The sequence below is a fragment of the Litchfieldella anticariensis FP35 = DSM 16096 genome (assembly GCF_000409775.1).
In the GTDB taxonomy this organism is placed as follows: Bacteria; Pseudomonadota; Gammaproteobacteria; order Pseudomonadales; family Halomonadaceae; genus Litchfieldella; species Litchfieldella anticariensis.
Genome location: NZ_KE332388.1, coordinates 81985 through 104995 on the forward strand (window position 1 = coordinate 81985; position 23011 = coordinate 104995).

30 protein-coding genes and 6 tRNA genes are annotated in these 23011 nt (G+C 59.7%); 20 read left to right on the plus strand and 16 right to left on the minus strand.

Features of this window, described 5'->3' with window-relative positions:
- Nucleotides 1-134: 134 nt before the first annotated feature.
- Nucleotides 135-506, minus strand: a complete 372-nt coding sequence (locus tag L861_RS07315; protein WP_021029135.1) for a helix-turn-helix domain-containing protein — start codon at nucleotides 504-506, stop codon at nucleotides 135-137.
- 62 nt (nucleotides 507-568) lie between these two features.
- Between L861_RS07315 and L861_RS07320 the strand changes: the two genes are divergently transcribed.
- The 14 genes from L861_RS07320 (at nucleotide 569) to L861_RS07385 (ending at nucleotide 8209) form a co-directional block, all read left to right on the plus strand.
- Nucleotides 569-802, plus strand: coding sequence for a DNA-binding protein (locus L861_RS07320; protein ID WP_016416419.1), 234 nt, complete (start codon nucleotides 569-571; stop codon nucleotides 800-802).
- Nucleotides 803-813: 11 nt separating this feature from the next.
- Nucleotides 814-1017, plus strand: coding sequence for a hypothetical protein (locus L861_RS07325; RefSeq protein WP_016416420.1), 204 nt, complete (start codon nucleotides 814-816; stop codon nucleotides 1015-1017).
- A gap of 39 nt (nucleotides 1018-1056) precedes the next feature.
- Entirely contained in the window at nucleotides 1057-1257 is a 201-nt protein-coding gene (locus tag L861_RS07330; protein WP_016416421.1) for a hypothetical protein, read from the plus strand.
- A gap of 1 nt (nucleotide 1258) precedes the next feature.
- Nucleotides 1259-1528 carry an Ogr/Delta-like zinc finger protein gene (locus L861_RS07335; RefSeq protein WP_016416422.1) on the plus strand — a complete coding sequence of 90 codons (270 nt, stop codon included), beginning with the start codon at nucleotides 1259-1261 and terminating at the stop codon, nucleotides 1526-1528.
- Nucleotides 1529-1639: 111 nt separating this feature from the next.
- Nucleotides 1640-1975, plus strand: a complete 336-nt coding sequence (locus L861_RS07340) for a hypothetical protein (RefSeq protein WP_016416423.1) — start codon at nucleotides 1640-1642, stop codon at nucleotides 1973-1975.
- Between the two features lie 29 nt (nucleotides 1976-2004).
- Nucleotides 2005-4647 (plus strand): toprim domain-containing protein, encoded by a 2643-nt coding sequence (locus L861_RS07345; RefSeq protein WP_016416424.1) that lies wholly within the window; start codon nucleotides 2005-2007, stop codon nucleotides 4645-4647.
- A gap of 25 nt (nucleotides 4648-4672) precedes the next feature.
- Nucleotides 4673-4996, plus strand: coding sequence for a phage antirepressor KilAC domain-containing protein (locus tag L861_RS07350; RefSeq protein ID WP_016416425.1), 324 nt, complete (start codon nucleotides 4673-4675; stop codon nucleotides 4994-4996).
- A gap of 12 nt (nucleotides 4997-5008) precedes the next feature.
- Nucleotides 5009-5302, plus strand: a complete 294-nt coding sequence (locus L861_RS07355) for a hypothetical protein (RefSeq protein ID WP_016416426.1) — start codon at nucleotides 5009-5011, stop codon at nucleotides 5300-5302.
- Between the two features lie 2 nt (nucleotides 5303-5304).
- Nucleotides 5305-5517 carry a hypothetical protein gene (locus L861_RS07360; RefSeq protein WP_016416427.1) on the plus strand — a complete coding sequence of 71 codons (213 nt, stop codon included), beginning with the start codon at nucleotides 5305-5307 and terminating at the stop codon, nucleotides 5515-5517.
- Entirely contained in the window at nucleotides 5510-5725 is a 216-nt protein-coding gene (locus L861_RS07365; RefSeq protein ID WP_016416428.1) for a TraR/DksA C4-type zinc finger protein, read from the plus strand. The genes L861_RS07360 and L861_RS07365 overlap by 8 nt, the downstream gene beginning before the upstream one ends.
- A gap of 13 nt (nucleotides 5726-5738) precedes the next feature.
- Nucleotides 5739-6353, plus strand: coding sequence for a hypothetical protein (locus L861_RS24900; protein ID WP_016416429.1), 615 nt, complete (start codon nucleotides 5739-5741; stop codon nucleotides 6351-6353).
- Nucleotides 6350-6697 carry a helix-turn-helix domain-containing protein gene (locus L861_RS23590; RefSeq protein WP_016416430.1) on the plus strand — a complete coding sequence of 116 codons (348 nt, stop codon included), beginning with the start codon at nucleotides 6350-6352 and terminating at the stop codon, nucleotides 6695-6697. The genes L861_RS24900 and L861_RS23590 overlap by 4 nt, the downstream gene beginning before the upstream one ends.
- On the plus strand, nucleotides 6694-6987 hold the full coding sequence (locus tag L861_RS07380; protein WP_016416431.1) for a hypothetical protein: 294 nt from the start codon (nucleotides 6694-6696) through the stop codon (nucleotides 6985-6987). The genes L861_RS23590 and L861_RS07380 overlap by 4 nt, the downstream gene beginning before the upstream one ends.
- Nucleotides 6988-7042: 55 nt before the next feature.
- Nucleotides 7043-8209, plus strand: a complete 1167-nt coding sequence (locus L861_RS07385) for an Arm DNA-binding domain-containing protein (protein ID WP_016416432.1) — start codon at nucleotides 7043-7045, stop codon at nucleotides 8207-8209.
- 135 nt (nucleotides 8210-8344) lie between these two features.
- On the opposite strand, the gene L861_RS07390 is transcribed toward L861_RS07385, so the two are convergent.
- The 11 genes from L861_RS07390 to L861_RS07440 form a co-directional block, all read right to left on the minus strand.
- A tRNA-Ser gene (locus L861_RS07390) sits at nucleotides 8345-8432 on the minus strand.
- A gap of 99 nt (nucleotides 8433-8531) precedes the next feature.
- Nucleotides 8532-9035: a YiiD C-terminal domain-containing protein gene (locus L861_RS07395; RefSeq protein WP_016416433.1), complete on the minus strand. Its 504-nt coding sequence runs from the start codon at nucleotides 9033-9035 to the stop codon at nucleotides 8532-8534.
- 10 nt (nucleotides 9036-9045) lie between these two features.
- A complete protein-coding gene (locus L861_RS07400; RefSeq protein ID WP_016416434.1) occupies nucleotides 9046-9606 on the minus strand; it encodes a nitroreductase family protein in 561 nt (186 codons plus the stop codon).
- A gap of 56 nt (nucleotides 9607-9662) precedes the next feature.
- Nucleotides 9663-10499 (minus strand): NADPH-dependent 7-cyano-7-deazaguanine reductase QueF, encoded by an 837-nt coding sequence (gene queF, locus L861_RS07405; RefSeq protein WP_016416435.1) that lies wholly within the window; start codon nucleotides 10497-10499, stop codon nucleotides 9663-9665.
- The gene (locus L861_RS07410; RefSeq protein WP_016416436.1) at nucleotides 10496-11269 is read right to left on the minus strand and encodes an ABC transporter permease; all 774 of its coding nucleotides are present in this window, start codon (nucleotides 11267-11269) and stop codon (nucleotides 10496-10498) included. The genes queF and L861_RS07410 overlap by 4 nt, the downstream gene beginning before the upstream one ends.
- Entirely contained in the window at nucleotides 11269-12285 is a 1017-nt protein-coding gene (locus L861_RS07415) for an ABC transporter ATP-binding protein (protein WP_016416437.1), read from the minus strand. The genes L861_RS07410 and L861_RS07415 overlap by 1 nt, the downstream gene beginning before the upstream one ends.
- Nucleotides 12286-12431: 146 nt before the next feature.
- Nucleotides 12432-12507 (minus strand) — tRNA-Glu (locus L861_RS07420).
- A gap of 97 nt (nucleotides 12508-12604) precedes the next feature.
- A tRNA-Gly gene (locus tag L861_RS07425) sits at nucleotides 12605-12679 on the minus strand.
- A 47-nt stretch (nucleotides 12680-12726) separates the two neighbouring features.
- A tRNA-Glu gene (locus L861_RS07430) sits at nucleotides 12727-12802 on the minus strand.
- Nucleotides 12803-12902: 100 nt separating this feature from the next.
- Nucleotides 12903-12977: transfer RNA gene (locus L861_RS07435), tRNA-Gly, on the minus strand.
- Between the two features lie 23 nt (nucleotides 12978-13000).
- Nucleotides 13001-13076: transfer RNA gene (locus L861_RS07440), tRNA-Glu, on the minus strand.
- A gap of 181 nt (nucleotides 13077-13257) precedes the next feature.
- Between L861_RS07440 and msrB the strand changes: the two genes are divergently transcribed.
- The 4 genes from msrB (at nucleotide 13258) to htpX (ending at nucleotide 16997) form a co-directional block, all read left to right on the plus strand.
- Nucleotides 13258-13659, plus strand: a complete 402-nt coding sequence (gene msrB / locus L861_RS07445) for a peptide-methionine (R)-S-oxide reductase MsrB (RefSeq protein ID WP_016416438.1) — start codon at nucleotides 13258-13260, stop codon at nucleotides 13657-13659.
- A 100-nt stretch (nucleotides 13660-13759) separates the two neighbouring features.
- Nucleotides 13760-14731, plus strand: coding sequence for a ribosome biogenesis GTPase YlqF (gene ylqF, locus L861_RS07450; protein WP_016416439.1), 972 nt, complete (start codon nucleotides 13760-13762; stop codon nucleotides 14729-14731).
- A 15-nt stretch (nucleotides 14732-14746) separates the two neighbouring features.
- Nucleotides 14747-15979 carry a pyridoxal phosphate-dependent aminotransferase gene (locus tag L861_RS07455; protein ID WP_016416440.1) on the plus strand — a complete coding sequence of 411 codons (1233 nt, stop codon included), beginning with the start codon at nucleotides 14747-14749 and terminating at the stop codon, nucleotides 15977-15979.
- Nucleotides 15980-16091: 112 nt separating this feature from the next.
- Nucleotides 16092-16997, plus strand: a complete 906-nt coding sequence (gene htpX / locus L861_RS07460) for a protease HtpX (protein ID WP_016416441.1) — start codon at nucleotides 16092-16094, stop codon at nucleotides 16995-16997.
- Nucleotides 16998-17081: 84 nt separating this feature from the next.
- Here the strand turns inward: htpX and pdxB are convergent, their stop codons facing one another.
- Complete coding sequence (gene pdxB / locus L861_RS07465; RefSeq protein ID WP_016416442.1) at nucleotides 17082-18227, minus strand: 4-phosphoerythronate dehydrogenase PdxB; 1146 nt, start codon at nucleotides 18225-18227, stop codon at nucleotides 17082-17084.
- 113 nt (nucleotides 18228-18340) lie between these two features.
- Between pdxB and L861_RS07470 the strand changes: the two genes are divergently transcribed.
- The gene (locus L861_RS07470; RefSeq protein ID WP_016416443.1) at nucleotides 18341-18622 is read left to right on the plus strand and encodes a hypothetical protein; all 282 of its coding nucleotides are present in this window, start codon (nucleotides 18341-18343) and stop codon (nucleotides 18620-18622) included.
- 134 nt (nucleotides 18623-18756) lie between these two features.
- On the opposite strand, the gene L861_RS07475 is transcribed toward L861_RS07470, so the two are convergent.
- Both L861_RS07475 and rlmKL read right to left on the minus strand, forming a co-directional pair.
- Entirely contained in the window at nucleotides 18757-19086 is a 330-nt protein-coding gene (locus L861_RS07475; protein WP_016416444.1) for a glutaredoxin family protein, read from the minus strand.
- Nucleotides 19083-21263: a bifunctional 23S rRNA (guanine(2069)-N(7))-methyltransferase RlmK/23S rRNA (guanine(2445)-N(2))-methyltransferase RlmL gene (gene rlmKL, locus L861_RS07480; RefSeq protein WP_016416445.1), complete on the minus strand. Its 2181-nt coding sequence runs from the start codon at nucleotides 21261-21263 to the stop codon at nucleotides 19083-19085. The genes L861_RS07475 and rlmKL overlap by 4 nt, the downstream gene beginning before the upstream one ends.
- Nucleotides 21264-21543: 280 nt before the next feature.
- Between rlmKL and rmf the strand changes: the two genes are divergently transcribed.
- Complete coding sequence (gene rmf / locus L861_RS07485) at nucleotides 21544-21750, plus strand: ribosome modulation factor (RefSeq protein WP_016416446.1); 207 nt, start codon at nucleotides 21544-21546, stop codon at nucleotides 21748-21750.
- 175 nt (nucleotides 21751-21925) lie between these two features.
- On the opposite strand, the gene L861_RS07490 is transcribed toward rmf, so the two are convergent.
- Nucleotides 21926-22942 carry a quinone-dependent dihydroorotate dehydrogenase gene (locus L861_RS07490; RefSeq protein WP_016416447.1) on the minus strand — a complete coding sequence of 339 codons (1017 nt, stop codon included), beginning with the start codon at nucleotides 22940-22942 and terminating at the stop codon, nucleotides 21926-21928.
- Nucleotides 22943-23011 lie beyond the last annotated feature (69 nt).

Below are 23011 nucleotides of genomic sequence, written 5' to 3' on the forward strand. Positions count from 1 at the left end.
TCTCATGCAGCGCCTAACCCTTTATCAGGCATGAACAAAATGCGATTCAAAGGCGTAGGCAATTCATGTCGCCACTTGGCGACGCCGTTGTTAAAGATAACACCAATGAACACGATTGGCGCGCCAACTTAGGTTTAATTAGAGCCCGCTTTGCCGTCCTTTTCGGCCTTTCCCGACGCGGCAAACACCTGGCTTACCTCAGCCAGGCTTCCCCGTCGCTCAGGAGGCGTGTGCCGGTAGTTATCCAGAAGTGCTGCCTCATCGGGTGAGAGTGCCCCCTCAGTCGTTGAACGCTGCCCCGTCAGCACATAGAGCACATCGACGCCCTTTTCAGCGACCGCTGCCAGATAAGTGGCATCGGGGTTACGTACGCCTTTTTCATAGTTGCGCTGGGCATTGGCATGCACCCCTCCGATCTCGCCCATGGCCGCTTGCGAAAGCTTCAAACGCTTCCTTTCCTCGAATAATCTGTCGCCGATACCACTCATTTGTGTGCACTTTTCCATTGACACCACTCAAACGAGTGGTATTCTGCAATTAACCGACACGAACGAACACGTTACGAACTATGCCCAAGCTACTTACCCCTGAGCAAGCCCGCGAGGCGCTCAACGAAAAAGGGATGAGCATTGCCGAGTTCAGCCGTATCCACGGCCTGAACCGCCAGATGGTCAGTGACCTGCTTGCCGGTAGGAAAAAAGGACTACGCGGCGAAGCCCATCGGGCTGCTGTCCTGCTCGGCATCAAGAAAGGGGTGATCATCGATCACACCAAGGCCACCCGCCCCAAACCGCACTCTTGAGAGACTCCGCTATGTACCCGGATCCCAAACGTGTACGAACCCGCTACGCCTCCTTGAATCTCGATCAGTACGAATCCCAGCTGATCGATGCCTTGGTCGACTACACCGGCATCGACAGGGCCGTACTGCTGCGCCAACTGGTGATCAAGGAGGCGCTGGAGACACTGGGCGTCGCCGATCTCGACTTCCGCAATGTGCCCCAGCGGGCGTCGTAAAGGCAGGTCCTTTTGAGGACCTCAAGGAGCACTGGATTTATGGCTGACGATTCGATCCACGGTGAATTGCGCCTGCCACTGGATGACGAGCTCGAAGCCGTGCTGGAGCAGATTCGTGCCCAGCAGAACCTGAGAAATTTAGAAGAAGCTGCCGAGTGGCTACTGCGCAGACGTCTGCGCAAGGGCACTCAGGAGCTCACTGGGCGCGGACGCGCTCTTTACCCCGCAGGGAGGAAATGACATGTCCATGCAGCACCACAACAAGCACCGTATTCCGTGCCCCCACTGCGGGGAGAGCGCACGCATCCGCAAGAGCCAGGGCCTTACCCCGGTGTATCGCGAGGCGATTATCGAATGCCGCAATGAGGACTGCGGTTGGCGCGGCAAGGTCTCGATCGAGATCACGCACACCATCGCGCCCAGCGACATCCCGAACCCGACGGTGGTCTTGCCGTTCGTGCCCCGTATCCAGGAGCTAGTGATGGCACAGAAAGCGCTCGCCACCGCCTAGCGCCTAGCCGCAACCCACAACCCGAAGACGAGACCTTCCCGCTGGCCTACACGCCGGCAGGGCGGACCGACTCGTCCTGAAAACGCCACCAGGTGAACGAAGGAAACGATCATGCACGCACTGAACATCAACGATGCCGCCTGCACCTATCTACTGAAGCTGCCCCGCCCCTATCAGCGCGATGTGGCGCTTGAGCGCTGCACCTCACACCTCATCGAGGAACACGGCTACAGCCAGGACAAGGCATCCCTTGCCGCCATCCAGGCACTCGCCGAGCTCGAGACGCTCAATCAGCCCGCCTTCATCGATGCCAGCGCAACCACCGCGCATGTGGTGATCGTGCGCCGCCCGGGCATGTCGGCACTGGCCTTGTCGGTGGCCGACCTGCTCAGGCTGCACGCCAGGGAAAAGACGCTGCCGGCCCCGAACGACAGCACCCAGCACTGACACCACACCCCAGAATAAAGGCGTCTTCCATGAACAACAGGCTACGCGATGACATCGTGACGCGACTGATGCGTGACCTCGAAGCCGAGGAACGCGGCGCGTACCTGCAGAAAGTCCGCTGTCCGGAGTGCGGCAAGCGCGAGGCCTTCATCAAGGCAGCCGAACCATGGATGGTGAAATGTGGTCGCGAGAACAAGTGCGGCAGCCAGGTGCACGTCAAGGAGCTGTTCCCTGAACTGTTCGATTCCTGGTCGGAGCGCTTCGCCAATCTGCCGGTGGAGCCAGGCAAGCCCCAAAGCACCACGCCGGTGGCCGATGCCTACCTGGAAATGGGTCGGGGCTTCGAGCTCGAGCGGATCCGCGGCTGGTACACCCAGGAGCATTACTTCGACCACAAGATCAACGCCGGCACGGCCACCGTGCGATTCAAGCTGGCCGATGGCGTGTGGTGGGAGCGGCTGATCGACAAGCCGGAGCGCTTCGGTAAGCAGAAGGCCAACTTCCGTGGCAGCTACAAGGGCATGTGGTGGTGCCCGCCGGCAATCGAACTGACCGAGGTCGATGAGATCTGGCTGGTGGAAGGCATCTTCGATGCGATCGCCCTGACGCATCACGGCATTGCCGCGGCCACGTCAATGAGCTGCAGCAACTACCCCGAGCAGGCACTCGAGCAGCTGATCGAGGCCTGCAAGCGCGCGGGCCGTGCCCGGCCGAAACTGGTGTGGGCGTTGGATACCGGCAAGGCCGGCCAGGAGTGGACGCTCAAGCATATCCGCCGGGCACGCGCCGCCGGCTGGGACTGCGAAGCCGCCCAGCCCAAAGAGGGCCGTGACTGGAACGATCTGCACCAACGCGGCGAGCTCACCGAGAAGCACCTCGAGGAGTACCGCTACAACGGTGCCCTGCTGATCGCGCCCAGTGCGAACGAAAAGGCACTGCTGATCTACGAGAAGAGCGAGCGCCGCGAGTTCGCCTTCGTGTATCGCAGCCAAACCTACTGGTTCAAGCTCGACCTGGACAAGTACCAGAAGATCTACAGCGACCTGGTCGATGGCGATCGCCCGATGAGCGAGCGCGAGGCACGCGACAAGGCGCTCGAGCAGTCCGGCGCGATCAAGCGTATCGCCAACTGCCACCCTCGCCCGCTGTATTTCCAGCGCAACACCCTGACCGACGAGAGCTGGTACTACTACCGCATCGAGTACCCGGGCGAACGCTACACCATCAAGAACACCATTACCGGTAATGCCCTGGCCTCGGCCACCGAATTCAAGAAGCGTCTGCTGTCGATCGCCCCCGGCGCGCAGTGGACCGGCACCACCGACCAGCTGGACGCGACGCTGTCGCAGCATCTGCCGATCCGCACCGTGGAGACGATCACCTTCGTCGGCTACGCCCGCGAATACGAGGCCTATGTGCTCGGCGACTACGCGGTGAAAGGCGGCAAGATCTTCAAGCGCAACGACGAGGATTTCTTCGAGCTGGGCCGCACTGCGCTCAAGACGCTGTCGCAGTCCACCCACCTGCACATCAACAACGACCCGAACGACTACCGCACCGACTGGGCGGGCCTGATCCATACCGCCTTTGGCGCCAAGGGCATCGTGGCCATGGCGTTCTGGCTGGGCAGCCTGTTTGCCGAACAGATCCGCGCCCGCGACAAGAGCTTTCCGTTCCTCGAGATCGTCGGTGAGGCCGGCGCCGGTAAATCCACGCTGATCGAGTTCATGTGGAAGCTGCTGGGCCGCAACGACGAGGAAGGTTTCGACCCGGCCAAGTCATCCTCGGCCGGCCGTGCCCGGCGCTTCGTCCAGGTGGCCAACCTGCCGGTGGTGTTGATCGAGTCCGATCGTGATGCCGACGGCGGCAGTAAGGCCAAGCAGTTCGACTGGGACGAACTGAAGACCGCCTACAACGGGCGCAGCGTGCGCGCGATCGGCGTGAAGAACATGGGTAGCGATACCCATGAACCGCCCTTCCGTGGCTCCATCGTGATCAGTCAGAACGCCCCGGTGGCCGGCTCCGACGCGATCATGCAGCGCATCGTGCATCTGTTCTTCACCAAGGAAGGCCAGACCCGCGAGACCTTCGCCGCGGCCAAGGCCCTCGAGGGCATGAAGATCGACAACGTGTCGCGCTTCATCCTCGAGGCGACCTCACGCGAAAGCGAGCTGCTCGGCCTCTACGGCAAGCGGATGCCCGACTACTTCGAGCGCATCCATGCCCTGCCCGAGGTGCGTTCACTGCGTATCGCACAGAACCACGCCCAGGTAGCGGCGCTGGTCGATTGCCTGGGGCCCGATGGGCTCAACCTGTTCCCGTCCGGGGCGATCGACCAGGCCCATGGCCTGATTGCCCGGCTGGCCGTGGAACGGCAGCAGGCCATCAATGCCGACCATCCCCTCGTCGAGGAATTCTGGGAAACCGTCGAGTACCTGGAACAGACCCGCATCGAGAACGTGCTCGACCACAACAACGGCGACGGCCGCCTGGCGATCAACCTCAAGGAGTTCGAGAAGCTCGCCGGCGACCATCACTTCCGCTTCGACATGCGCGAGCTGAAACGCCAGCTCAAGGGAAGCAAGACGCGCAAGTTCGTGGCCTCCAATCACCCGGTCTATTCCAAGCTCCGCTCCGGCACCGTCAAGTGCTGGCTGTTCGAGCGTGGCTGAAGGGCTGACATCAGGAGATCTAGCGATGCGTACCTACACACTCGACCAGGCCGCGACCCTGCTCAACCTGGGCCGCAATACCCTTGCCCGCCGGCTGCGCGATGCCGGCGTTCTGGGCCGCGACAACTTGCCGACTGGCCGGTACCGGGGCCGGGTGAAGCTGGTGATCGTCGCCACCGGCACCTATCACCACCCGATCGCCGGCTGGACCCACTACGGCCGCACCGAATTCACCGACGCCGGGCTCGACCATATCGCCCGCAAGCTCGGCATCGACATCGATCACCTGCCGAGGATCCATGCCACCTGGCAGGCACCACAACACCGCGCCTCGCAGAGCGCCCGCTGAAGGAGAAAGACCATGCAATGCCAATGCAGCGACACGATCAAGCAGAAGCTCACCGAAAAGATCACCACCCAACTGCCGGAGGGCCATCGCGACTTGGAGGTCGAGGTCGGCCACTACGTCTTCCCGTTTACGAAGACAGGCATCGACCATCGCTTCGCGGTACCGGTGAAGATCCGTTATCAGGCTCCAAAGAAACGGGGCGACGGCTTCGCCAACAAGAAGGAAGACACAAGCATTTTGGCCAGCTACTGCCCCTTCTGCGGCGAACGTGCCGTGGCCGATCAAGCCGAGACCGAAGGGGCCTGACCATGCCAAAACCAATTCCGCTCTGGGGCGTCGTCACGCCAGAAGGCGAACCGGTCGTCGGTTCGCTCTACCACACGCAGTACGGCGCGATGTACCGCTACTGCGCCTACCGCAACATTGAGCCGGAGGAGCGTCCAGCCTTCTGGCGCGAGCAGAAAGCAAAGGGCTACAGCGTCCAGCCATTCACCCTTCACCAGGAGCAAGTCCATGGCTGATTGCGCAGATCTCGCCGGCGACATCATCGACGCCAACCTCGACCGTGCCCTCTCTCGTTCGCGCCTGCCCAGCACGGTAGCCACCGATCCCTGGTGTGAGGATTGCGGCGAAGAGATCCCCCAGGCACGTCGCCATGCCGCGCCCTGGGCTACCACCTGCACCGAGTGCCAGGGCATCCGTGAAAACCAAGCGCGGCATCGGCGCTGAGAGGAACACGACAATGAACAAGAGTTACCAGGAATTGTGCGACGAAGTGAAGCTGCTCGCCCACCACCTCAGCAACTCTACGCAGCTCAATAAAGAACTGGGCCAGGCACTGGACGAAGCCCGGGAGCTCGTGTCGAAGATCCTCAACCTACCGGAGGGTTCGACAGCCCCGGCGCCCAGCGGGCAAGTCCAGCGCGATATCGAATTAGCCAAGTCAAAGGATCGCGGTGAACTCGAGCAGCTCTATGCCCTGGCCCGCATGAGCGCCCGGCTCTCGATGCGGAAGGCCGAAGAAGTGGAGGCAGCTTTCTCGAAAGCTGATCGCGGACCGTTAGCCGCGATCGCAGAAGAGCGAGCCCGCCAGATCGCCGTGAAAGGCTGGACACCAGAGCACGACGATAAGTACCGGTCAGGTGAATTAGCTGCCGCAGCCTCAGCTTACGCCTGGGCGGCTTACTACGAACAGGACATTGGGGATGTAGACAGGGAGACGCCGCCCGAGACTTGGCCCTGGGAAGACTGTGAGTCTTGGAATCCGAGTACTCCACGGCGCAACCTGGCCAAGGCGGGCGCCCTCATCGTCGCCGAGCTCGAGCGGCTGGACCGTACCGAGGGAGGTGGATCATGACGGTAGGAGAACGCATTCGTGAGCGCCGGCTGGCCCTCGGTCTCAACAAAGCGCAGCTTGCTCAGCACGTCGGCTGCAGTGACGTGGCAATCTCATACTGGGAGAGGGGCACCGTCCGGAGTGTCAGCAGTGGCCACTTGCTGAGCCTGGCTACCGCGCTGGAATGTACGGTATCGGAGTTAGTGGGGGATCCTCGACTCAACGCCCTCAAGGCACAAGTAGCAGCAGAAACACTAGAGGTTGTGAGCACCCTGCAAGGCCTTGGGTTGAGTGATGACCAGCGCAACTCTCTACTCGAAATGGCAAGGCTGGAACGCTGTCTAGCCAAAGAAGGTGGGGCATGAGCGAGCAGCCACTCAAGGGCGGGCCGCTGGCCCGCTCAGCCGCGTTGCTTTGCCAAGACAGGCTATTTCGTCTTTACCTGGATCACCGCAAGCGGCATAAATTCGGCCTCACGCCAGACCAACTTCCCGACGGTACCCACAACGAGCAGGATGCCCGGGACTGGCTTTGCGCTGCATGTGGGATCCAGAGCCGGGCCGAACTGGACCACAACACCCAGGCTGCCGGAACGTTCCGCATGATCCGGAAGCGCTTCGCCCGCTGGCGATCGCGGCTGAACGCGAACCAATGAACTGCGCCGCCATCGAGGCGGCGCTTCTCTATGAACTACCAGAAGAGAGAAGACCATGGCGGGAATTGAAATCCGCGGCGAGCGAGTCCGTGTTTATTTCCAATACCAGGGAGAGAAGTGTCGCGAGCCGATGGGCCCTGCCACGCCCGAAAACATAGCCCACGCTGAACGTATCGCCGGCATCGTTGACCATGAAATCAGGCTGGGAGTCTTCGATTACGCTCGCCAGTTCCCCAACTCCAAGCGACTGGCCACCAACACACTGGGTCACTTCGCCGACCTATGGCTTGGTATCATCGCCAGCGAGGTCGCCGACACCACGCTGCGTAGCTACAAGAGCAAGGTCGAGACGCACATCAGGCCTCGGTGGGGAAGAACCCAAGCCGACCAGGTCGATCCCATCGACCTGCAAACTTGGGTAAAGCAGGAACTGCCAAAAACGCTGGCGAGCAAGACGATCAAGGAGATCGTCACGATCATGCGACAAATCTATCGACTCTACAGCTCACGCCACCGCACCACGTTCGACCCGACCTATGGCATCCAGGTGCGCCTGCCCGATCCAGAGGATCCGGACCCGTTCACCCGTGACGAGATCGAGAGGATCCTCACGACACCTACGAAGCGCGTCCAGGAACTCAACATGATCGACTACATGCTCTGGGACGGCCCGCGGCTGTCGGAAGCAATGGCGCTCGCATGGGAGGATGTCATCGATCTCGAGAAGGGGCTGATCCGGTACCGCCGACGGCAGTTTCGCCATGCCTACCGAGTCACCAAAACACGCCGATCGACTCGGGAAAAAACACTACTCGAGCCCGCTCGCCAAGCGCTGCAGCGTCAATGGAAGATCACCGGCCACCTATCGCCGCGTGAAATAGAAATTATTGACCGGGACAACACCACGAAGCGAAAGGCCAAGCTGCGTTTCGTGTTTTTGAACTCGAATACCGGCAAGCCGCACTATGGCGATGCCGCCATCAGGCAGCGGTTCTTCAAACAGCACTTGGAAAAAGCTGAGGTTCGGTACCGTGGGCCGAATCAGTGCCGGCACACCTATGCCAGCCAGTTGCTGAGCTCGGGTGTCGCTCCGATCCAGTGGGTCGCCGAGCAGATGGGCCACAGTTCCCCTGCCATGATCTACAAGCACTACGGCCGCTGGATCAATGAGGACGGACCCAATATCAACGCCCTAATCGAAGCGGCTCTGAAACTAAAATAGTTAGCCTGCTAATTCTCCCCGATTCCGCCCGGATCGAAGACCTGCTTAGTTGCCTCTCAGTCCCAAGCTAGTCCCCACAGCCAAAAACGAGAAAAGGGAATCAAGCTAAGCGCTTGATTCCCCTTCAAAATCCTATGGCGGAGAGGGAGGGATTCGAACCCTCGAAGCCTTTCGACTTACACACTTTCCAGGCGTGCTCCTTCGACCACTCGGACACCTCTCCACATTGTGGTTCCTCGGCACGCTTGGCGTCCCTCAAGAACGGCGCAAATGGTAGCGATCTAACCCCGCGATTGCAAGCCGTTTTTTGCGTGGTGAGCCACTATGCTTCGGGCAGGACGGCATAGTCGCCGCAGGCTTCGAGACATAGCCGATCACCGCTATAGAGCCGTTGCACTAGAGTGATACGCCCCTTGCCACGCTCGTCGAGTCGTTCGCCAAGAACGCTGGTAGCATGCGGATCCTGCGGGCGACACTCCAATCGATAGTCGCCGCGCACGGGAGCAAGAAAACGCTGGCTGGCTTCGGCTACGACGACATCCTGCTGGCGTTGCCGGGCTCGTAACCAGAGCGTGACCCAGCACCAGCCAATCAGGGTAGTTTGGGCGGTGAGCGATCCACCGAATCCGGTGCCTTTGTCGTTGAGGTTGGGCACGAGTTTCAGATGCCAACACAAGACGTCGCCCTGCCATTCCATGCGTTCTAGGCCCAGATGCTCGACCAACGGTATCGCCTCCCATAGCCAGGCCTGGAAAGCCGCGAGGTCGTCACCCTTCCCTCTTTTGGGCAGCGGCAGGCGTGGATGAGGAATACCGATGTCACGCATTACCGGAGCCTCAGTTCCAGCGCTCGACGAAGTCTTTGGGATCGCGGCTGGGCAGTAACTTGTGACGCCCACCGAGTTGGCCCAGATAAAGAAAGCCGACGATCTCGTCATGCTCACCGAGCCTTAGCCCTTTGTGCACCGTCTTGTCAAAGGCGTAGTGGCCGGTGCGCCACATCGCTCCCAACCCTTGGGCATAGGCGGCCAGCATCATGGCATGGGCGGCACAGCCAGCCGAAATCACCTGCTCGAGCTTGGGAACCTTGGGCAGGTCCGGCGTGACCTTGGCGATCACGGCGATGATCATCGGCGCTCGCTTGGGTTTCTTGCGCGCCGCATCCAGGCTTGCGTCGTCGATATGCGGGTTCTCACGATATTCGGCTTCGGCGAACAGCTCGCCGAGCCGGGCAAGCCCCTCTCCCGAGAATTCGATGAAGCGCCAGGGTGTCAGTTCCTTGTGGTCCGGTGCGCGCAAGGCGGCGCGATAGAGAGCATCGAGCTGTTCGGCGTTGGGCGCGGGCCCCATCAACTTGCCCATGGAACTGCGTTCATGCAGCAGCGTCATCGCATCCATCGAGAGTCTCCTGACGTTCACTGAGTCGAGAATATTTCTCAGCTTACCGTAGCCGGTTACTGCCGGGCCAGACGCAACGGCTCTGGTGGCCGCTCGCCCGGAGTGCCACGCCAGGGACTGATATCCAACCCACCGCGCCGCACATAACGCGCCAGCACCAGCAGTCGTTCGGGCCGGGCACGCGCCATTAGATCGGTGAAGATATGCTCCACACAGTGCTCGTGGAAATCCTGATGTTGACGGTAGGACACCAGATACCTGAGCACCCCCTCGCGATCCAAGCATGGACCACGATAGCGAATCATCACGCTGCCCCAGTCGGGCTGGCCGGTCACCGGGCAGTTGGACTTGAGCAGATGTGAGTGCAGCGTTTCCTCGACAACCTCGTCCCCCACAGCGAGCAGTTCGGGACTGGGCGTATAGTCATGGATTTCGATATCCAGATCGTCGATGCACTCGCCAGGCAGACGCCGGGGAGTCAGCCGTTCGTCATCGACACCGAACAACTCAGTGACCACTGGCGCCCCGGCTGCCGCGGAGAGATCGCGCTCGAGCGATTCGATCACCTCATCACGACTCGCGAAACGAGTCTGGTTAAAGCTATTGAGATATAGCTTCCACGACTTCGACTCGATCAGGTTCGGGGATGAGGCCGGCAAACGGAAACGCGCCACCGCCACCACCGGCTTGCCCTTGGTATCGAGCCAGGAAAGCTCGAAGGCATGCCATTCGTCCTCGCCCTCGAACGGTAAGGAATCGTCGCGAATGCCTAATGGCGCGCGATTGGCAGCCCTCGCAATGGGATATAGCAACCCGGCATCATAATGCTCGGGGTAGGCGGACACACGTCCCAGTGGCGCATCCTGCAAGGTATCAGGCCGTTCAATACTCATGATCGTATCCCCTGTCCTCGCTCCAGCATCCACAGTGCCACGCCAAACAATACCACGATGAAGGCCAGGATGGCGGCCAGTGCCAGCTCCACTGGAATGTCGGAAACGCCAAGGAAGCCGTAACGGAAGACGTTGACCATGTACAGGATGGGGTTGAGCATCGACACTCCCTGCCAGAAGTCGGGTAGCAGCGAGATCGAATAGAAGACGCCACCCAAGTAGGTCAACGGCGTGAGCACGAAGGTCGGCACAATGGAGATATCGTCGAACTTGTCGGCCAATAGCGCATTGATGAAGCCGCCGATGGAAAACAGCCCGGCAGTGAGCACCACCACGCCGATGGTCAGCAGCGGGTGCACCACTTCCAGGCGGGAGAAGAATAGCGAAACGAAGGTAACGATCACCCCCACGCCCAGGCCGCGAGCCATCCCCCCCAGCAAGAAACCGGTCAGGATCACCCAGTTGGGCATCGGCGAGACCATCATCTCCTCGACACTGCGTTGGAACTTGTTGGAGAAGAACGACGAGGCCACATTGGAATAGCTGTTAGTGATCACCGCCATCATGATCAACCCGGGGACGATGAAGTCCATGTAGGTGTAGCCGTCCATCTCACCGATGCGCGAGCCGATCAGGTTACCGAAGATGATGAAGTACATGGTCATAGTGATCGACGGTGGCAGCAACGTCTGCGGCCAGATGCGTGTGAAGCGCTTAATCTCCTTGACCACCAGGGTCCACAAGGCGGTGGCGATCTGCTTCGGATCCATCAATGTCTCCCCGTCCCGGTGTTGGTGGTCGTCGTTTCGGCTGCCGCCTTGTCGCTATCGATTTCCCGAACCTGCCGGGTACGAGAATTGTTGGCGTTGGCGCCCTCCACCATCGACACGAACATCTCCTCGAGACGATTGGCACGATTGCGCATCGAAACCACGGAAATTCCCTGTTCGGTCAACTGCGTAAAGGCATCGTTGAGCTTCTGGCCACGCTTGACCGAGAGCGCCAACTGGCTGTTCTCGACTTGGTGCACCTCGAACCCTTCGAGCCGGGGTATCGCTTCGATGGGGCGAGCCAGATCGAGCAGGAAAGTTTCGGTATTGAGCTGTGTCAGCAGTTCCCGCACGCTGGTGTTCTGTACGATCTCGCCATGGTTGATGATGGCAATGTTGCGGCACAAGCTCTCGGCTTCCTCGAGATAGTGGGTAGTGAGGATGATGGTGGTGCCTTCTTCACGATTGATACGCCGCATGTAGTCCCACATGCTGCGACGCAGCTCGATGTCGACACCAGCGGTAGGCTCGTCAAGGATCAGCAGCTTGGGCCGGTGCATCAGGGCACGAGCGATCATCAGGCGCCGTTTCATGCCCCCCGAGAGCATGCGCGCACTACCCTTGCGCTTATCCCACAGCCCCAAATCCTTGAGTAGCTGTTCGGCACGTGGTTTGGCCTCGCGCAGGGACATGCCGTAGTAGCCAGCCTGCGCGTGGATGATGTCCTCGACCTTCTCGAACTGGTTGAAGTTGAATTCCTGGGGCACGACACCGAGATGGTACTTGGCGCGGGCGAAGTCCCGATCGATATCGACGCCGAAAACCGATACCTTGCCGGCAGTCTTTTGCACCAAGGAACAGACGATACCCAGGGTAGTGGACTTACCGGCACCGTTGGGGCCCAGCAGGGCGAAAAAGTCACCTTGGGCGACATCGAGGTCGATGCCCTTCAAGGCATGGAAGCCATTGCCATAGACCTTGGTCAGGCCACGAATGGACAGTGCCGGTTCGGCCATCGGATCACCTGTCAACGAATCAACAAATAGATTAGGACCCTAAAGATGCGGTCGAATAGGAAAAAATCAATGCTCACGGCAGACGCCGGAAAAAGGAGAGGTCAGGTCATTATAGGCTGATGGCAGCCTACTGGGTCAGGTGCGAGTGGCGTCCCATAGGGGGTTCGAACCCCTGTTCCCGCCGTGAAAGGGCGGTGTCCTGGACCACTAGACGAATGGGACGTAATCGCTCGGGCTTGGAGCGGGATAACGTGATTAGACCGGGTGGCGCTCCAACTCGCGCCCCTCACGTCGACCTGTTCCTTATCGAAGGGGTGTTTGGAGCGGGAAACGAGATTCGAACTCGCGACCCTCGCCTTGGCAAGGCGATGCTCTACCACTGAGCTATTCCCGCAAATGACACCCTGATTCTACCTTACTACAAAACCCTCGGCACGAGGATGGCGTCCCATAGGGGGTTCGAACCCCTGTTCCCGCCGTGAAAGGGCGGTGTCCTGGACCACTAGACGAATGGGACGTACTCGTTCGAGTTTGGAGCGGGAAACGAGATTCGATCGGACCGGCGCACCGGCTCGCGACCCTCACGTCGGCCTACTCCCCCCACCGAACTGGGAGTTTGGAGCGGGAAACGAGATTCGAACTCGCGACCCTCGCCTTGGCAAGGCGATGCTCTACCACTGAGCTATTCCCGCATACCAATACATTGCCGAGGAAGTGGCGTCCCATAGGGGGTTCGAACCCCTGTTCCCGCCGTGAAAGGGCGGTGTCCTGGACCACTAGACGAATGGGACGCATCGCTTGCCTCAACAAGGTGGCGCGTATGTTACTGAGCGCCCCGAAGGCTGTCAAGCGGCCCAATCAGGCGGGATTTTCGAGCGCATCAGACTATGCTGGAAATGATCCCCCATTTCGTTGTCAGATGGAGGGATCGGCCACAAGCCAGGATTTCGAGGGCCTGTACGGAGAAACGCCATGCGCAAGAAAGTCGAGAAAAGCGATACCGAGTGGCGCAGCCAACTCACCCCCGAGCAGTACCACGTGACTCGCGAAAAAGGGACGGAACGCCCATTCAGTGGCGATCATCAAGTCAGTGAGGAGCATGGCATCTACCATTGCGTTTGCTGTCATGCCCCGCTGTTCGAGAACGAGCACAAATTCGATGCTGGTTGCGGCTGGCCCAGCTTCGATCGCCCTATGACCAAGTCGGTAGTGGAGGAGCGCCTCGATACTTCTCATGGCATGACCCGCACGGAAGTGGTCTGTGCTCGCTGCGACGCTCATCTCGGCCATGTCTTCCCCGATGGTCCGCCCGACACCACTGGGCTGCGTTATTGCATCAACTCGGTGGCCATCGATTTTCACGCAGGAGAGTGACCCCCTCTCCTCTCTCCACTGCACAACAGCCACGTCACGCCGGTCGCCCTTCTGTTAAGATAGGCGACCGTTTCGTTTCGCTGCGTGCAGGAGAATGACAATGCTCGGCTGGTTCCCGGGACACATGAACAAGGCGCGTCGCCAAATCAAGGACGCCCTGCCGGAAATCGACGTGGTGCTGGAAGTTCTCGATGCCCGCCTGCCCTACTCCAGTGCCAACCCTATGCTGGCCGAGCTGACTGAGCACAAGCCGGTGTTGAAGATCCTTTCACGAGCCGACTTGGCAGACCCCGAACGCACGCGCGAATGGGTAGCGCATTTCGACGCTCTGACGGATACTCGTGCACTGGCAGTGACCACGACCAACGCCCGCGAACTCAAGCGAATTCCCCGGTTATGCCATGAACTGGCCGGCCAGGTGCGCGCCGACCGCGACGTGCGGGTGATGGTGATGGGCATTCCCAATGTTGGTAAATCGACACTGATCAACGGCTTGGCTGGGCGCAAGATCGCCAAGACTGGCAACGAGCCGGCAGTGACCAAACGCCAGCAGAAGGTGCGCATCGAGGGTCGTGTAGCGCTGATCGACACTCCCGGTGTGCTATGGCCAAAGATCGAGGATCAGGCGAGTGCATACCGCCTGGCCGCCAGCGGCGCTATCCGCGATACCGCCATCGACTACCTGGACGTGGCGGTGATTGCCGCCGCTGAACTGGCCAAGCGCTACCCTGAGGCGTTGATAGCGCGTTACAAGCTGAAGGCGTTGCCGGCGTATGCCCCCCATCCCGATGCCGTCCGGGTCGAGGCCGATGGCCCTCTACACCACGACCTGATGGCCATGGCTGGCTTCGATGGTACCGCCATCGTGCGCGAGATCGCTTCCAAGCGAGGCGGCCTGCGCCCGGGTGGCGAGGTCGATCTGCACCGTGGTGCGGAAGTACTGCTGCACGAGTTGCGTGATGGCAAGCTCGGCCAGGTGACCCTGGAGACGCCTGCCGATATTCCCGTACCAAACATCGACAGCGACGATACCGCCGACACCGACGACGCCCAGCCCCATAACGCTAACTGAGTTGACGGACACTTCATGGACACCCCCACCTCGATCAGGAAATCGCACAAGCTCGACAACGTCTGTTACGACATCCGCGGGCCAGTACTCGATCATGCCAAGCGTCTGGAAGACGAAGGCCAGCGCATCTTGAAGTTGAATATCGGCAATCCCGCGCCATTCGGCTTCGAAGCGCCGGAAGAAATTCTCCAGGACGTGATGCGCAACCTCCCCACTGCTCAGGGCTATTGTGACTCCAAGGGGCTGTATTCGGCGCGCAAGGCAGTAATGCAGGAGTGCCAGCGCAAAGGCATCCCTGGCGTCGGCATCGAGGACATCTACATCGGTAACGGCGTCTCCGAACTGATCGTGATGGCCATGCAGGCGCTGCTCAATGACGGTGATGAGGTGTTGATCCCGGCACCCGACTATCCGCTGTGGACCGCCGCCGCCAACCTGTCCGGCGGTCGTCCGGTACACTATATGTGCGACGAGCAGGCTGACTGGGCGCCGGATATTGCCGACATCCGCGCCAAGGTCACTAGCCATACCCGCGCCATCGTACTGATCAACCCCAATAACCCCACCGGTGCCGTCTACCCGCCCGATGTGATTCGCGAGTTGCTGGATATCGCCCGCGAACATCACCTGGTGGTGTTTTCCGATGAGATCTACGACAAGATTCTCTACGACGAGGCCGAGCATGTCTCCACTGGTGCTCTGGCCAGCGACGACCAGCTCGTAGTGACCATGAATGGCCTATCGAAGAGTTACCGTTGTGCCGGTTTCCGCTCCGGTTGGATGATCCTCTCGGGAACGGTAGCCAAGCATCGAGCAGCGGACTTCATCCAAGGCCTCAATATGCTGGCCTCGATGCGCCTGTGTGCCAATGTTCCGGCCCAACATGCCATCCAGACGGCATTGGGCGGCTATCAGTCAATCAATGACCTGATCCTGCCCGGTGGGAGATTACGCGCACAACGCGATATTACTGTCGAGAAGCTGAATGCCATCCCTGGCGTGTCCTGCGTGACGCCCAAGGGAGCGCTTTATGCCTTCCCACGGCTCGACCCCAAGGTCTTCAATATCCACGACGATGAAAAATTGGTGCTCGATCTGCTCCTGCAGGAAAAGATCCTGCTGGTCCAGGGCACGGCCTTCAACTGGCCGCAACCCGACCACGTGCGCATCGTGACCCTGCCTTGGGCAGAACAGCTTGGTGACGCTTTGGATCGCTTCGCTAATTTTCTGGAACGTTATCGCCAATAGAGGTACCGACTCGCCCAAGGAAAAGCTGAATTAAGCTTGAAACCCAATAACCTTGACCGTATCTAACATTCAGTTTTGGTAATAGGGTCACCGTTTCAGGAGAAACACCCATATGATGCGAATTCTTCTTTTCCTGGCCACCAACTTAGCGGTCATCATCGTGGCCAGCATTACCCTGCGCCTGTTGGGGGTGGCCCCCTACCTCACCGAACAAGGCATCAACTTCAATGCCTTGTTGATCTTCTGTTTCATCTTCGGCATGGCCGGTTCCATGGTGTCGCTGTTCATCTCCAAATGGATGGCCAAGCGCTCCACCGGTACCCAAGTCATCGAGCAGCCACGTAACGCTACCGAGAAGTGGCTGTTGGAAACCGTGGCGGAGCTTTCCCGTGACGCCGGCATCAAGATGCCGGAGGTCGGCATCTTCCCTGCCCAGCAGTCCAACGCCTTCGCCACTGGCTGGAACAAGGACGCTGCCCTGGTGGCTGTCTCCGCTGGCTTGCTCAACCGCATGCGGCCGGAAGAAATACGCGCAGTATTGGCCCACGAGATCGGTCACGTGGCCAATGGCGACATGGTGACCCTGGCGCTGATCCAAGGCGTGCTCAACACCTTCGTGATGTTCTTCGCCCGCGTGGTCGCCCACTTGGTCGACAGCTTCCTACGCAGCCGTAGTGATGACGGCGCGGGCTTGGGCTTCATGGGCTACTTTGCGGTTGTGATCGTCGCCGAGATCGTCTTCGGCTTGATAGCTTCGGCTATCGTCGCCTGGTTCTCGCGCTTCCGCGAGTACCGCGCCGATGCCGCTGGGGCCAAGCTGGCCGGTAGCGGCGCCATGATCAATGCCCTGGCCCGGCTCAAGGCCGAGACCCAGATGCCCGATCAAATGCCGGAGACCTTGACGGCTTTCGCCATCACCACCGGTCAGACCCGCAAGATCATGGAACGGCTGTTCGCCAGCCACCCACCGCTGGATGACCGGATTCGGGCATTGAAGGAATCGGCATATCGTCAGTAATCGCCACGAGTAGCGGGCTACGAGCGACGAGCAACCAAACGCTTGAAGCCCGTAGCCCAACTTGATCTCGAGTCAGGGATCGATTCAACCCGTCATCACCTTGAATCCCGCCGCTGTCAGCCAAGGGACAAGCTCGACGGCGCCGGGCTTGAGTTCCACTTCCAGGGTGGAGAATTCGCGACGCAGCGGATAATGGGCCCGGCAATGATCGAAGCCGGCCGCCATGCCCCGACGTCGCTGCTCCCTGCTCAATGAATCGGCGTCACGCCTGACATCGTAGCAGGCACGCATACAGAGCCGCAGGGCCTCCCATACGCCATGTCCAGCGTCCAGTGTCAGGCGCGACAACGTCGGTGATGGCGCCAGGTCGTCGAGATGGTGACGTCTCGGCAGACCAAGAAACTCCATCAAGGCGAGATAGACCTGCTCAGTGCCACGCATCTTGCCATCGAGACTATGGCCAGCGATATGCGGCGTGGCGATGTCCACCTGGCGCCACAGGGTCTCATCGATCCCCGGTTCGTGTTCCCAGACATCGAGAATGGTGGTGATATCGCCACGCTGCGCCAAACGTTCGCTCAGCGCCTCTCCATCCACGCAAGCACCGCGCCCGGCATTGAGCAGCACCGTCCCCGGCTTGAGAGCGGCAATCCGCGTGGCGTCGAGCAAGTGCCAAGTGGCATGGAGGCCACTACGCACCAATGGCGTATGCAAGCAGACGATATCCGCCTGGTCGAGCAGAAGATCCAGATCGATGAAACCGTCTTCTCCCTCGGCCTCCGCCCTGGGTGGGTCGCACAATAGGCAATCGATACCCAGTGCCGAAAGCCGCCGATACAACCGCCCACCGACATTGCCAACCCCGACGATTCCTACGCGGCGCGCATCGAGCGCCACGCCTTCGCGCTCACAGATCAGCAACAGGCTGGAGAGCACGTAATCGACCACGGCCTCGGCATTGCAACCCGGGGCGCTGGCGAAACCGATGCCACGATCCTTCAGCGCTTGCCGGTCGACATGGTCGGTACCAATGGTGCAGGTACCAACGAAGCGCACGTTGCTATCGGCCAGCAAGGTTTCATCGATACGCGTGACTGAACGTATGATCATGATATCGGCCTTGGCCGCCGCGGCCGCATCGATCTCGCGTCCCGGCATTCGTTTCAAGTGGCCCAAGTCACCGAAAAAGGCGTCGGCCAGGGGAATCTGATGATCGACGAGCAAGTGCATGATGAAGTCCCTCCTGGCGATGATGGCTTGTCCGGCACGCCCAAGTCTTTACAATAGTGCCCCAACATAGCATGTACGAACCGCTTCGGTTCACCATCCACGCAGGAGTCGCCGTGATCGTTCGTTGGGAAAGTGACCATGACTATGTCTTGGTGCATATCCATCAGGATATGTTCGGCGACTGGATTTTCAGCCGTGCCTGGGGCCAGATCGGCACTCAGTTCGGCGGCCTCAAACACCAGCTTGCGGATGACCATGCCCAAGCCATGATGTGGCTGGACGACGTAGCGACCATTCAGGCCTCACGCGGCTTCCATAAGGTGCTCGAAGCCCAGGCCGACTCCCCCGAAGGACGTGATGCGGTCAGGCAGCTATCGCTGATAGATGGCATGTAAGCCGTAAGCCGTAAGCCGTAAGCCGTAAGCCGTAAGCCGTAAGCCGTAAGCCGTAAGCCGTAAGCCGTAAGCCAGAATCATCTGCAATAGCCGGACAAACCAGGTTTTTCTTACAGCTTATAGCTTACCGCTTTTTATCCCAGAAACCGCCGGCCCTGGCGCAGATACGCGCCCTTCGGTTCACTAGCCGGAGCACCAGTAGTATCCAACACTCCTTCACGGAGCCAGCCACGCTCATCCAGCCATGCCGCTAGACGCTCAGGCTCGAAACCTCGCTCCAGTTCCTCCCCATCGGCATCTACCAATACCGGTATCCGCTCGCCGTAGCGCACCATCAGGGTGTCATCGTCAGCGATTTCGACCTTTTCGAGGATAACTTCAACAGCGCTGAGCGTCGCGAGATAATGCTCGAGTTCGTCGCACAGGTGGCAACCGAGGGTGGTATAGAGTGTCAGCCGGTTCATAGCGCCTCTTGATGACGTATCAGGAAGCAGTGGTGCAGATCAGGACGGCGCTGGAAATCCGGGTCGAACGTCTTGGCCGAGATGTCCTCCACCACGTAGCGCTCGATCAGCTCGTCATCGAGCTTGAAGCGCCGTTGGTTGTTGGAGAATACCAGTGTTCCTCCGGGTGCGAGTCGCGCCATGGCCAGGTCGACGAGGCGCGCGTGATCGCGCTGGATGTCCAGCGTCCCCTCCATGCGCTTGGAGTTGGAGAAGGTCGGCGGATCGAGAAAGATCAGGTCGAACTCGCTGCCAGCGGTCTCCAGCCAGTGAAAGCAGTCGTCACGGATAACACGGTGGCGGCTAGGATCGAGACGATTAAGGGCGATATTGTCGCGAGCCCACTCCAGATAGGTATTGGACAGGTCGACACTGATGCTGTCACTGGCACCACCTTCACGTTCCGTGCCCAACGCCGCCTGCACGGTGGCGGCCCCGGTGTAGCAGAACAGATTGAGGAAACGCTTGCCGGCCGCCATCTCGGCCAATAGCCGGCGCACTGGTCGGTGGTCAAGAAACAATCCTGTATCCAGGTAATCGCGCAGATTGACCCACAGCTTCGCTCGGCCTTCGCGCACCTGGAAGCGCTCACCGCTGGTGGCCTGCTTTTGGTACTGCGCCTTACCGGCCTGACGCTCACGCTGCTTGAAGTGGACATTCTCGGCACGCACTCCAAGCATCTCGGGAATCACACCGAGGGCATCGAGCAAGCGGCGCTGCGCTTGAGCTGGATCGACCGATTTGGGGGGCGCGTATTCCTGAACATGCACGTGGTCACCATAGATATCGATAGCTAGAGCATATTCCGGCATGTCGGCGTCATATAGCCGGTAACAGCTTTCGCCAGAGCGTTCCAACCACTTCTTCAGGCGTTTGCGATTCTTCTCCAGGCGGTTGGCGAACATTTGCGCTCCTTCCGAACGCGCCGGCCGGGACGAAACCCCGTGGTCAACTTCCCTGGTCGACTCGTCGGCAACCTCGGGAATCTCGATCAATAACAGCTTGCATTCGAGCGGGCCGTTCTTGAAAGCATACTGTTTGGCAGCCCGTAGGCCGGTGCGATGACCCAGATCAGGGTTGCCGGTAAACAGCGCCAGACGCCAGCCCGGAAATTGTTGCCGAGCACGTGAGCCAAGATCGGCATACAGGGGCACCAACGCTGGAAGCTCCCCCAATCGCTCACCATAGGGAGGGTTAGTGATCAATAGCCCTTGGGCATCGGCTGGAAGGTTCGCTGGGTGCGTCAGTTGCGCTACCGAAGCTCCCTTGAATTCGATCAGCGCCGGAATACCCGCACGCATGGCATTGGCCTTGGCGGCCGCAATGGCCTGAGGGCTCTGATCGAAGCCATAGAGGCGCGCGTTGCAGCGCTTGCGTCCGATACTGGCTCGCGCTTCTGCTTCGCGCTTGAGCTCGCGCCACAGGGCCATATCATGTCCAGCCCAGCCATGGAAGCCGAAGCGCTCACGATTGAGGTTGGGAGCAATATCGGCAGCCATCAGCGCGGCCTCGATCACCAGGGTGCCAGAGCCACACAGAGGATCGATCAATGCTTCGCCGGCCTTGGCACGAGCCGGCCAACCGGCGCGAACCAGCAATGCCGAGGCTAGATTCTCCTTGAGTGGAGCATGTCCCAGTTCTCGGCGGTAGCCACGCTTGTGCAAACTATCGCCAGACAGATCGACGCCCAGTGTCAAGCGGCCACGATGCAGATGCGCATAGAGACGCAAGTCGGGATGACGGGGATCGATATTGGGCCGTTCCTGGCCAGCCGCACGCAGACTATCGACTACCCCATCCTTGACTATCTGGGCACCGAAGCGGGTATGACGGATATGATCCGAGATACCATGGAAATCTACTGCCATGGTGGTACCAGGACGCAGATGCTCACGCCAGTCCAAGGACTGAGCGACATCCTTGATCTGTGCTGGGTGTTCCATACCTTCTTCGTGAGCCAGGCATAAAATAATCCGATTGGCCAAGCGTGACCATAAGCAGGCTCGATAGCCAGCATCGAGCAGCGCCTGGAAATGAACCCCGGCGACAGTAGTCTTGGTGGTCGTGCCACCCAGACTCTCCAACTCGGTAGCCAGCAGGGTTTCGAGCCCTTTCGGGCAAGTGGCAAAAAATTCCATGAAATCAGCTCGTTGCTTATCTGTCATAAATTGGCCATTCGGTGGTCGCGCCTGACATATATCTGTAACTTCGATTTGATAATGCCCTTATTCCAAATCGCTTGTCGACAGCGGGCCGCATCTTGGGCTAGATGTATAAGGGAGTAGCTACTGTTAACGCATGCGTATGATGTCCGCGGACGCCTCGGGTGTGCGGGAGGGCAAGGTCTTGCTCGCCTAATCACCTGCACTCATGGAGAAACTGGTTTGATAACAACTGGTTCATCAAAGAGGTCATCCGATGAAACGACAGAAACGTGATCGCTTCCAGCGTGCCTATGTTCACGGCTACAAAGCAGGTATTACAGGCCGTTCCCGTGATGACTGTCCCAGTCAAGATGTCAATTTACGAGAATACTGGATGAGCGGTTGGCGTGAAGGTCGTGGGGATCAGTGGGCCGGCATGACAGGCGTCTCCGGCATTCATAAGAACCCCATGGTGATGTGACCCCCGGCTCACCTTTCACCGATTCCTTTTGGTGATGCCCCTCAAGGCCCGTGTACGACCACGGGCCTTTTCATTTTTCACCGCTCACCTTTTCAGCACCCGCTTCTTTTCATACGCATCCAATGCTTGGATGAACCAGGCACTGGCGAGGCATCCGTTACGGCTATTTCACTTGTCAAGCCGCTTCCCGCAACGCCTTGGCACATTCTCTTACCAGCGATGGGCCGCGATAGACAAACCCCGAGTAAAGCTGCACCAGATCCGCTCCTGAACGATATTTGGCCACTGCGGCCCTGCCACTATCGATGCCTCCCACGCCGATGATTGGCATGTTGGGCAAGTGACGCCGCAGCTCACGGATCACCGCATTGGACGGCTCGAAGACCGGCGTGCCGGAAAGCCCTCCTTCCTCGTCGGCATGCCGCAAACCCACCACCGCTTCGCGTGAGATGGTGGTATTGGTAGCCACCACGCCATCGATGGCGTTGGCATTGAGCGTTCGGGCAACCAATGTCACTTCGTCAGGCGTCATGTCCGGAGCGATCTTCACCACCAAGGGCACTCGCCGCCCACTTTCCCGGTCCAGGCGCAATGCTTCTTCGCGCAGCGCACTGAGCAATTCATCCAGATGCTCACCGAATTGCAGGTTACGCAGCCCCGGCGTATTGGGCGAGGAAATGTTCACTGTGATGTAGTGGGCAAGGGCATGTACCCGATCCAGGCATATCAGGTAGTCATCCACTGCCCGTTCCACCGGCGTGGTCAGGTTCTTGCCGATATTGATACCGATCACGCCGTCATAACGACTTCGCTGTACACGCTCGACCAAGTGTTCGACACCGGAATTGTTGAACCCCATACGATTGATGATTGCCCCACGCTTGGGCAACCGAAACAACCGCGGACGCGGATTGCCATCCTGAGGCCGAGGGGTAACGGTCCCTACCTCGACGAAACCGAAGCCAAGCGCTCCCAAGGCATCGAGGTGATCGGCGTTCTTGTCCAGCCCTGCTGCCAGGCCCACCCGATTGGGGAATTTCAGCCCCATGAGTTCGACTGGATCATCGACCGTTCCTCCACTCAAACGCTCAGCCAGGCCAAACCTGTGGGCCATGTCCAATGCGGAAAGCGTCACGCCATGGGCAGTTTCGGGATCGAGTCGAAACAACAGGGATCGGGCCAGGGCGTACATGGGGCTCCTTACGAGGGTGACAGGCAACATAGGGCGGCGATTATACCGCAAGCGGCACTGAAACGACGA

Excerpts from the sequence above, each read along its gene's own strand:
- L861_RS07315 (WP_021029135.1), bottom strand. The coding sequence starts at position 506 with ATGGAAAAGTGCACACAAATGAGTGGTATCGGCGACAGATTATTCGAG.
- L861_RS07320 (WP_016416419.1), top strand. The coding sequence starts at position 569 with ATGCCCAAGCTACTTACCCCTGAGCAAGCCCGCGAGGCGCTCAACGAA.
- L861_RS07325 (WP_016416420.1), top strand. The coding sequence starts at position 814 with ATGTACCCGGATCCCAAACGTGTACGAACCCGCTACGCCTCCTTGAAT.
- L861_RS07330 (WP_016416421.1), top strand. The coding sequence starts at position 1,057 with ATGGCTGACGATTCGATCCACGGTGAATTGCGCCTGCCACTGGATGAC.
- L861_RS07335 (WP_016416422.1), top strand. The coding sequence starts at position 1,259 with ATGTCCATGCAGCACCACAACAAGCACCGTATTCCGTGCCCCCACTGC.
- L861_RS07340 (WP_016416423.1), top strand. The coding sequence starts at position 1,640 with ATGCACGCACTGAACATCAACGATGCCGCCTGCACCTATCTACTGAAG.
- L861_RS07345 (WP_016416424.1), top strand. The coding sequence starts at position 2,005 with ATGAACAACAGGCTACGCGATGACATCGTGACGCGACTGATGCGTGAC.
- L861_RS07350 (WP_016416425.1), top strand. The coding sequence starts at position 4,673 with ATGCGTACCTACACACTCGACCAGGCCGCGACCCTGCTCAACCTGGGC.
- L861_RS07355 (WP_016416426.1), top strand. The coding sequence starts at position 5,009 with ATGCAATGCCAATGCAGCGACACGATCAAGCAGAAGCTCACCGAAAAG.
- L861_RS07360 (WP_016416427.1), top strand. The coding sequence starts at position 5,305 with ATGCCAAAACCAATTCCGCTCTGGGGCGTCGTCACGCCAGAAGGCGAA.
- L861_RS07365 (WP_016416428.1), top strand. The coding sequence starts at position 5,510 with ATGGCTGATTGCGCAGATCTCGCCGGCGACATCATCGACGCCAACCTC.
- L861_RS24900 (WP_016416429.1), top strand. The coding sequence starts at position 5,739 with ATGAACAAGAGTTACCAGGAATTGTGCGACGAAGTGAAGCTGCTCGCC.
- L861_RS23590 (WP_016416430.1), top strand. The coding sequence starts at position 6,350 with ATGACGGTAGGAGAACGCATTCGTGAGCGCCGGCTGGCCCTCGGTCTC.
- L861_RS07380 (WP_016416431.1), top strand. The coding sequence starts at position 6,694 with ATGAGCGAGCAGCCACTCAAGGGCGGGCCGCTGGCCCGCTCAGCCGCG.
- L861_RS07385 (WP_016416432.1), top strand. The coding sequence starts at position 7,043 with ATGGCGGGAATTGAAATCCGCGGCGAGCGAGTCCGTGTTTATTTCCAA.
- L861_RS07395 (WP_016416433.1), bottom strand. The coding sequence starts at position 9,035 with ATGCGTGACATCGGTATTCCTCATCCACGCCTGCCGCTGCCCAAAAGA.
- L861_RS07400 (WP_016416434.1), bottom strand. The coding sequence starts at position 9,606 with ATGGATGCGATGACGCTGCTGCATGAACGCAGTTCCATGGGCAAGTTG.
- queF (WP_016416435.1), bottom strand. The coding sequence starts at position 10,499 with ATGAGTATTGAACGGCCTGATACCTTGCAGGATGCGCCACTGGGACGT.
- L861_RS07410 (WP_016416436.1), bottom strand. The coding sequence starts at position 11,269 with ATGGATCCGAAGCAGATCGCCACCGCCTTGTGGACCCTGGTGGTCAAG.
- L861_RS07415 (WP_016416437.1), bottom strand. The coding sequence starts at position 12,285 with ATGGCCGAACCGGCACTGTCCATTCGTGGCCTGACCAAGGTCTATGGC.
- msrB (WP_016416438.1), top strand. The coding sequence starts at position 13,258 with ATGCGCAAGAAAGTCGAGAAAAGCGATACCGAGTGGCGCAGCCAACTC.
- ylqF (WP_016416439.1), top strand. The coding sequence starts at position 13,760 with ATGCTCGGCTGGTTCCCGGGACACATGAACAAGGCGCGTCGCCAAATC.
- L861_RS07455 (WP_016416440.1), top strand. The coding sequence starts at position 14,747 with ATGGACACCCCCACCTCGATCAGGAAATCGCACAAGCTCGACAACGTC.
- htpX (WP_016416441.1), top strand. The coding sequence starts at position 16,092 with ATGATGCGAATTCTTCTTTTCCTGGCCACCAACTTAGCGGTCATCATC.
- pdxB (WP_016416442.1), bottom strand. The coding sequence starts at position 18,227 with ATGCACTTGCTCGTCGATCATCAGATTCCCCTGGCCGACGCCTTTTTC.
- L861_RS07475 (WP_016416444.1), bottom strand. The coding sequence starts at position 19,086 with ATGAACCGGCTGACACTCTATACCACCCTCGGTTGCCACCTGTGCGAC.
- rlmKL (WP_016416445.1), bottom strand. The coding sequence starts at position 21,263 with ATGGAATTTTTTGCCACTTGCCCGAAAGGGCTCGAAACCCTGCTGGCT.
- rmf (WP_016416446.1), top strand. The coding sequence starts at position 21,544 with ATGAAACGACAGAAACGTGATCGCTTCCAGCGTGCCTATGTTCACGGC.
- L861_RS07490 (WP_016416447.1), bottom strand. The coding sequence starts at position 22,942 with ATGTACGCCCTGGCCCGATCCCTGTTGTTTCGACTCGATCCCGAAACT.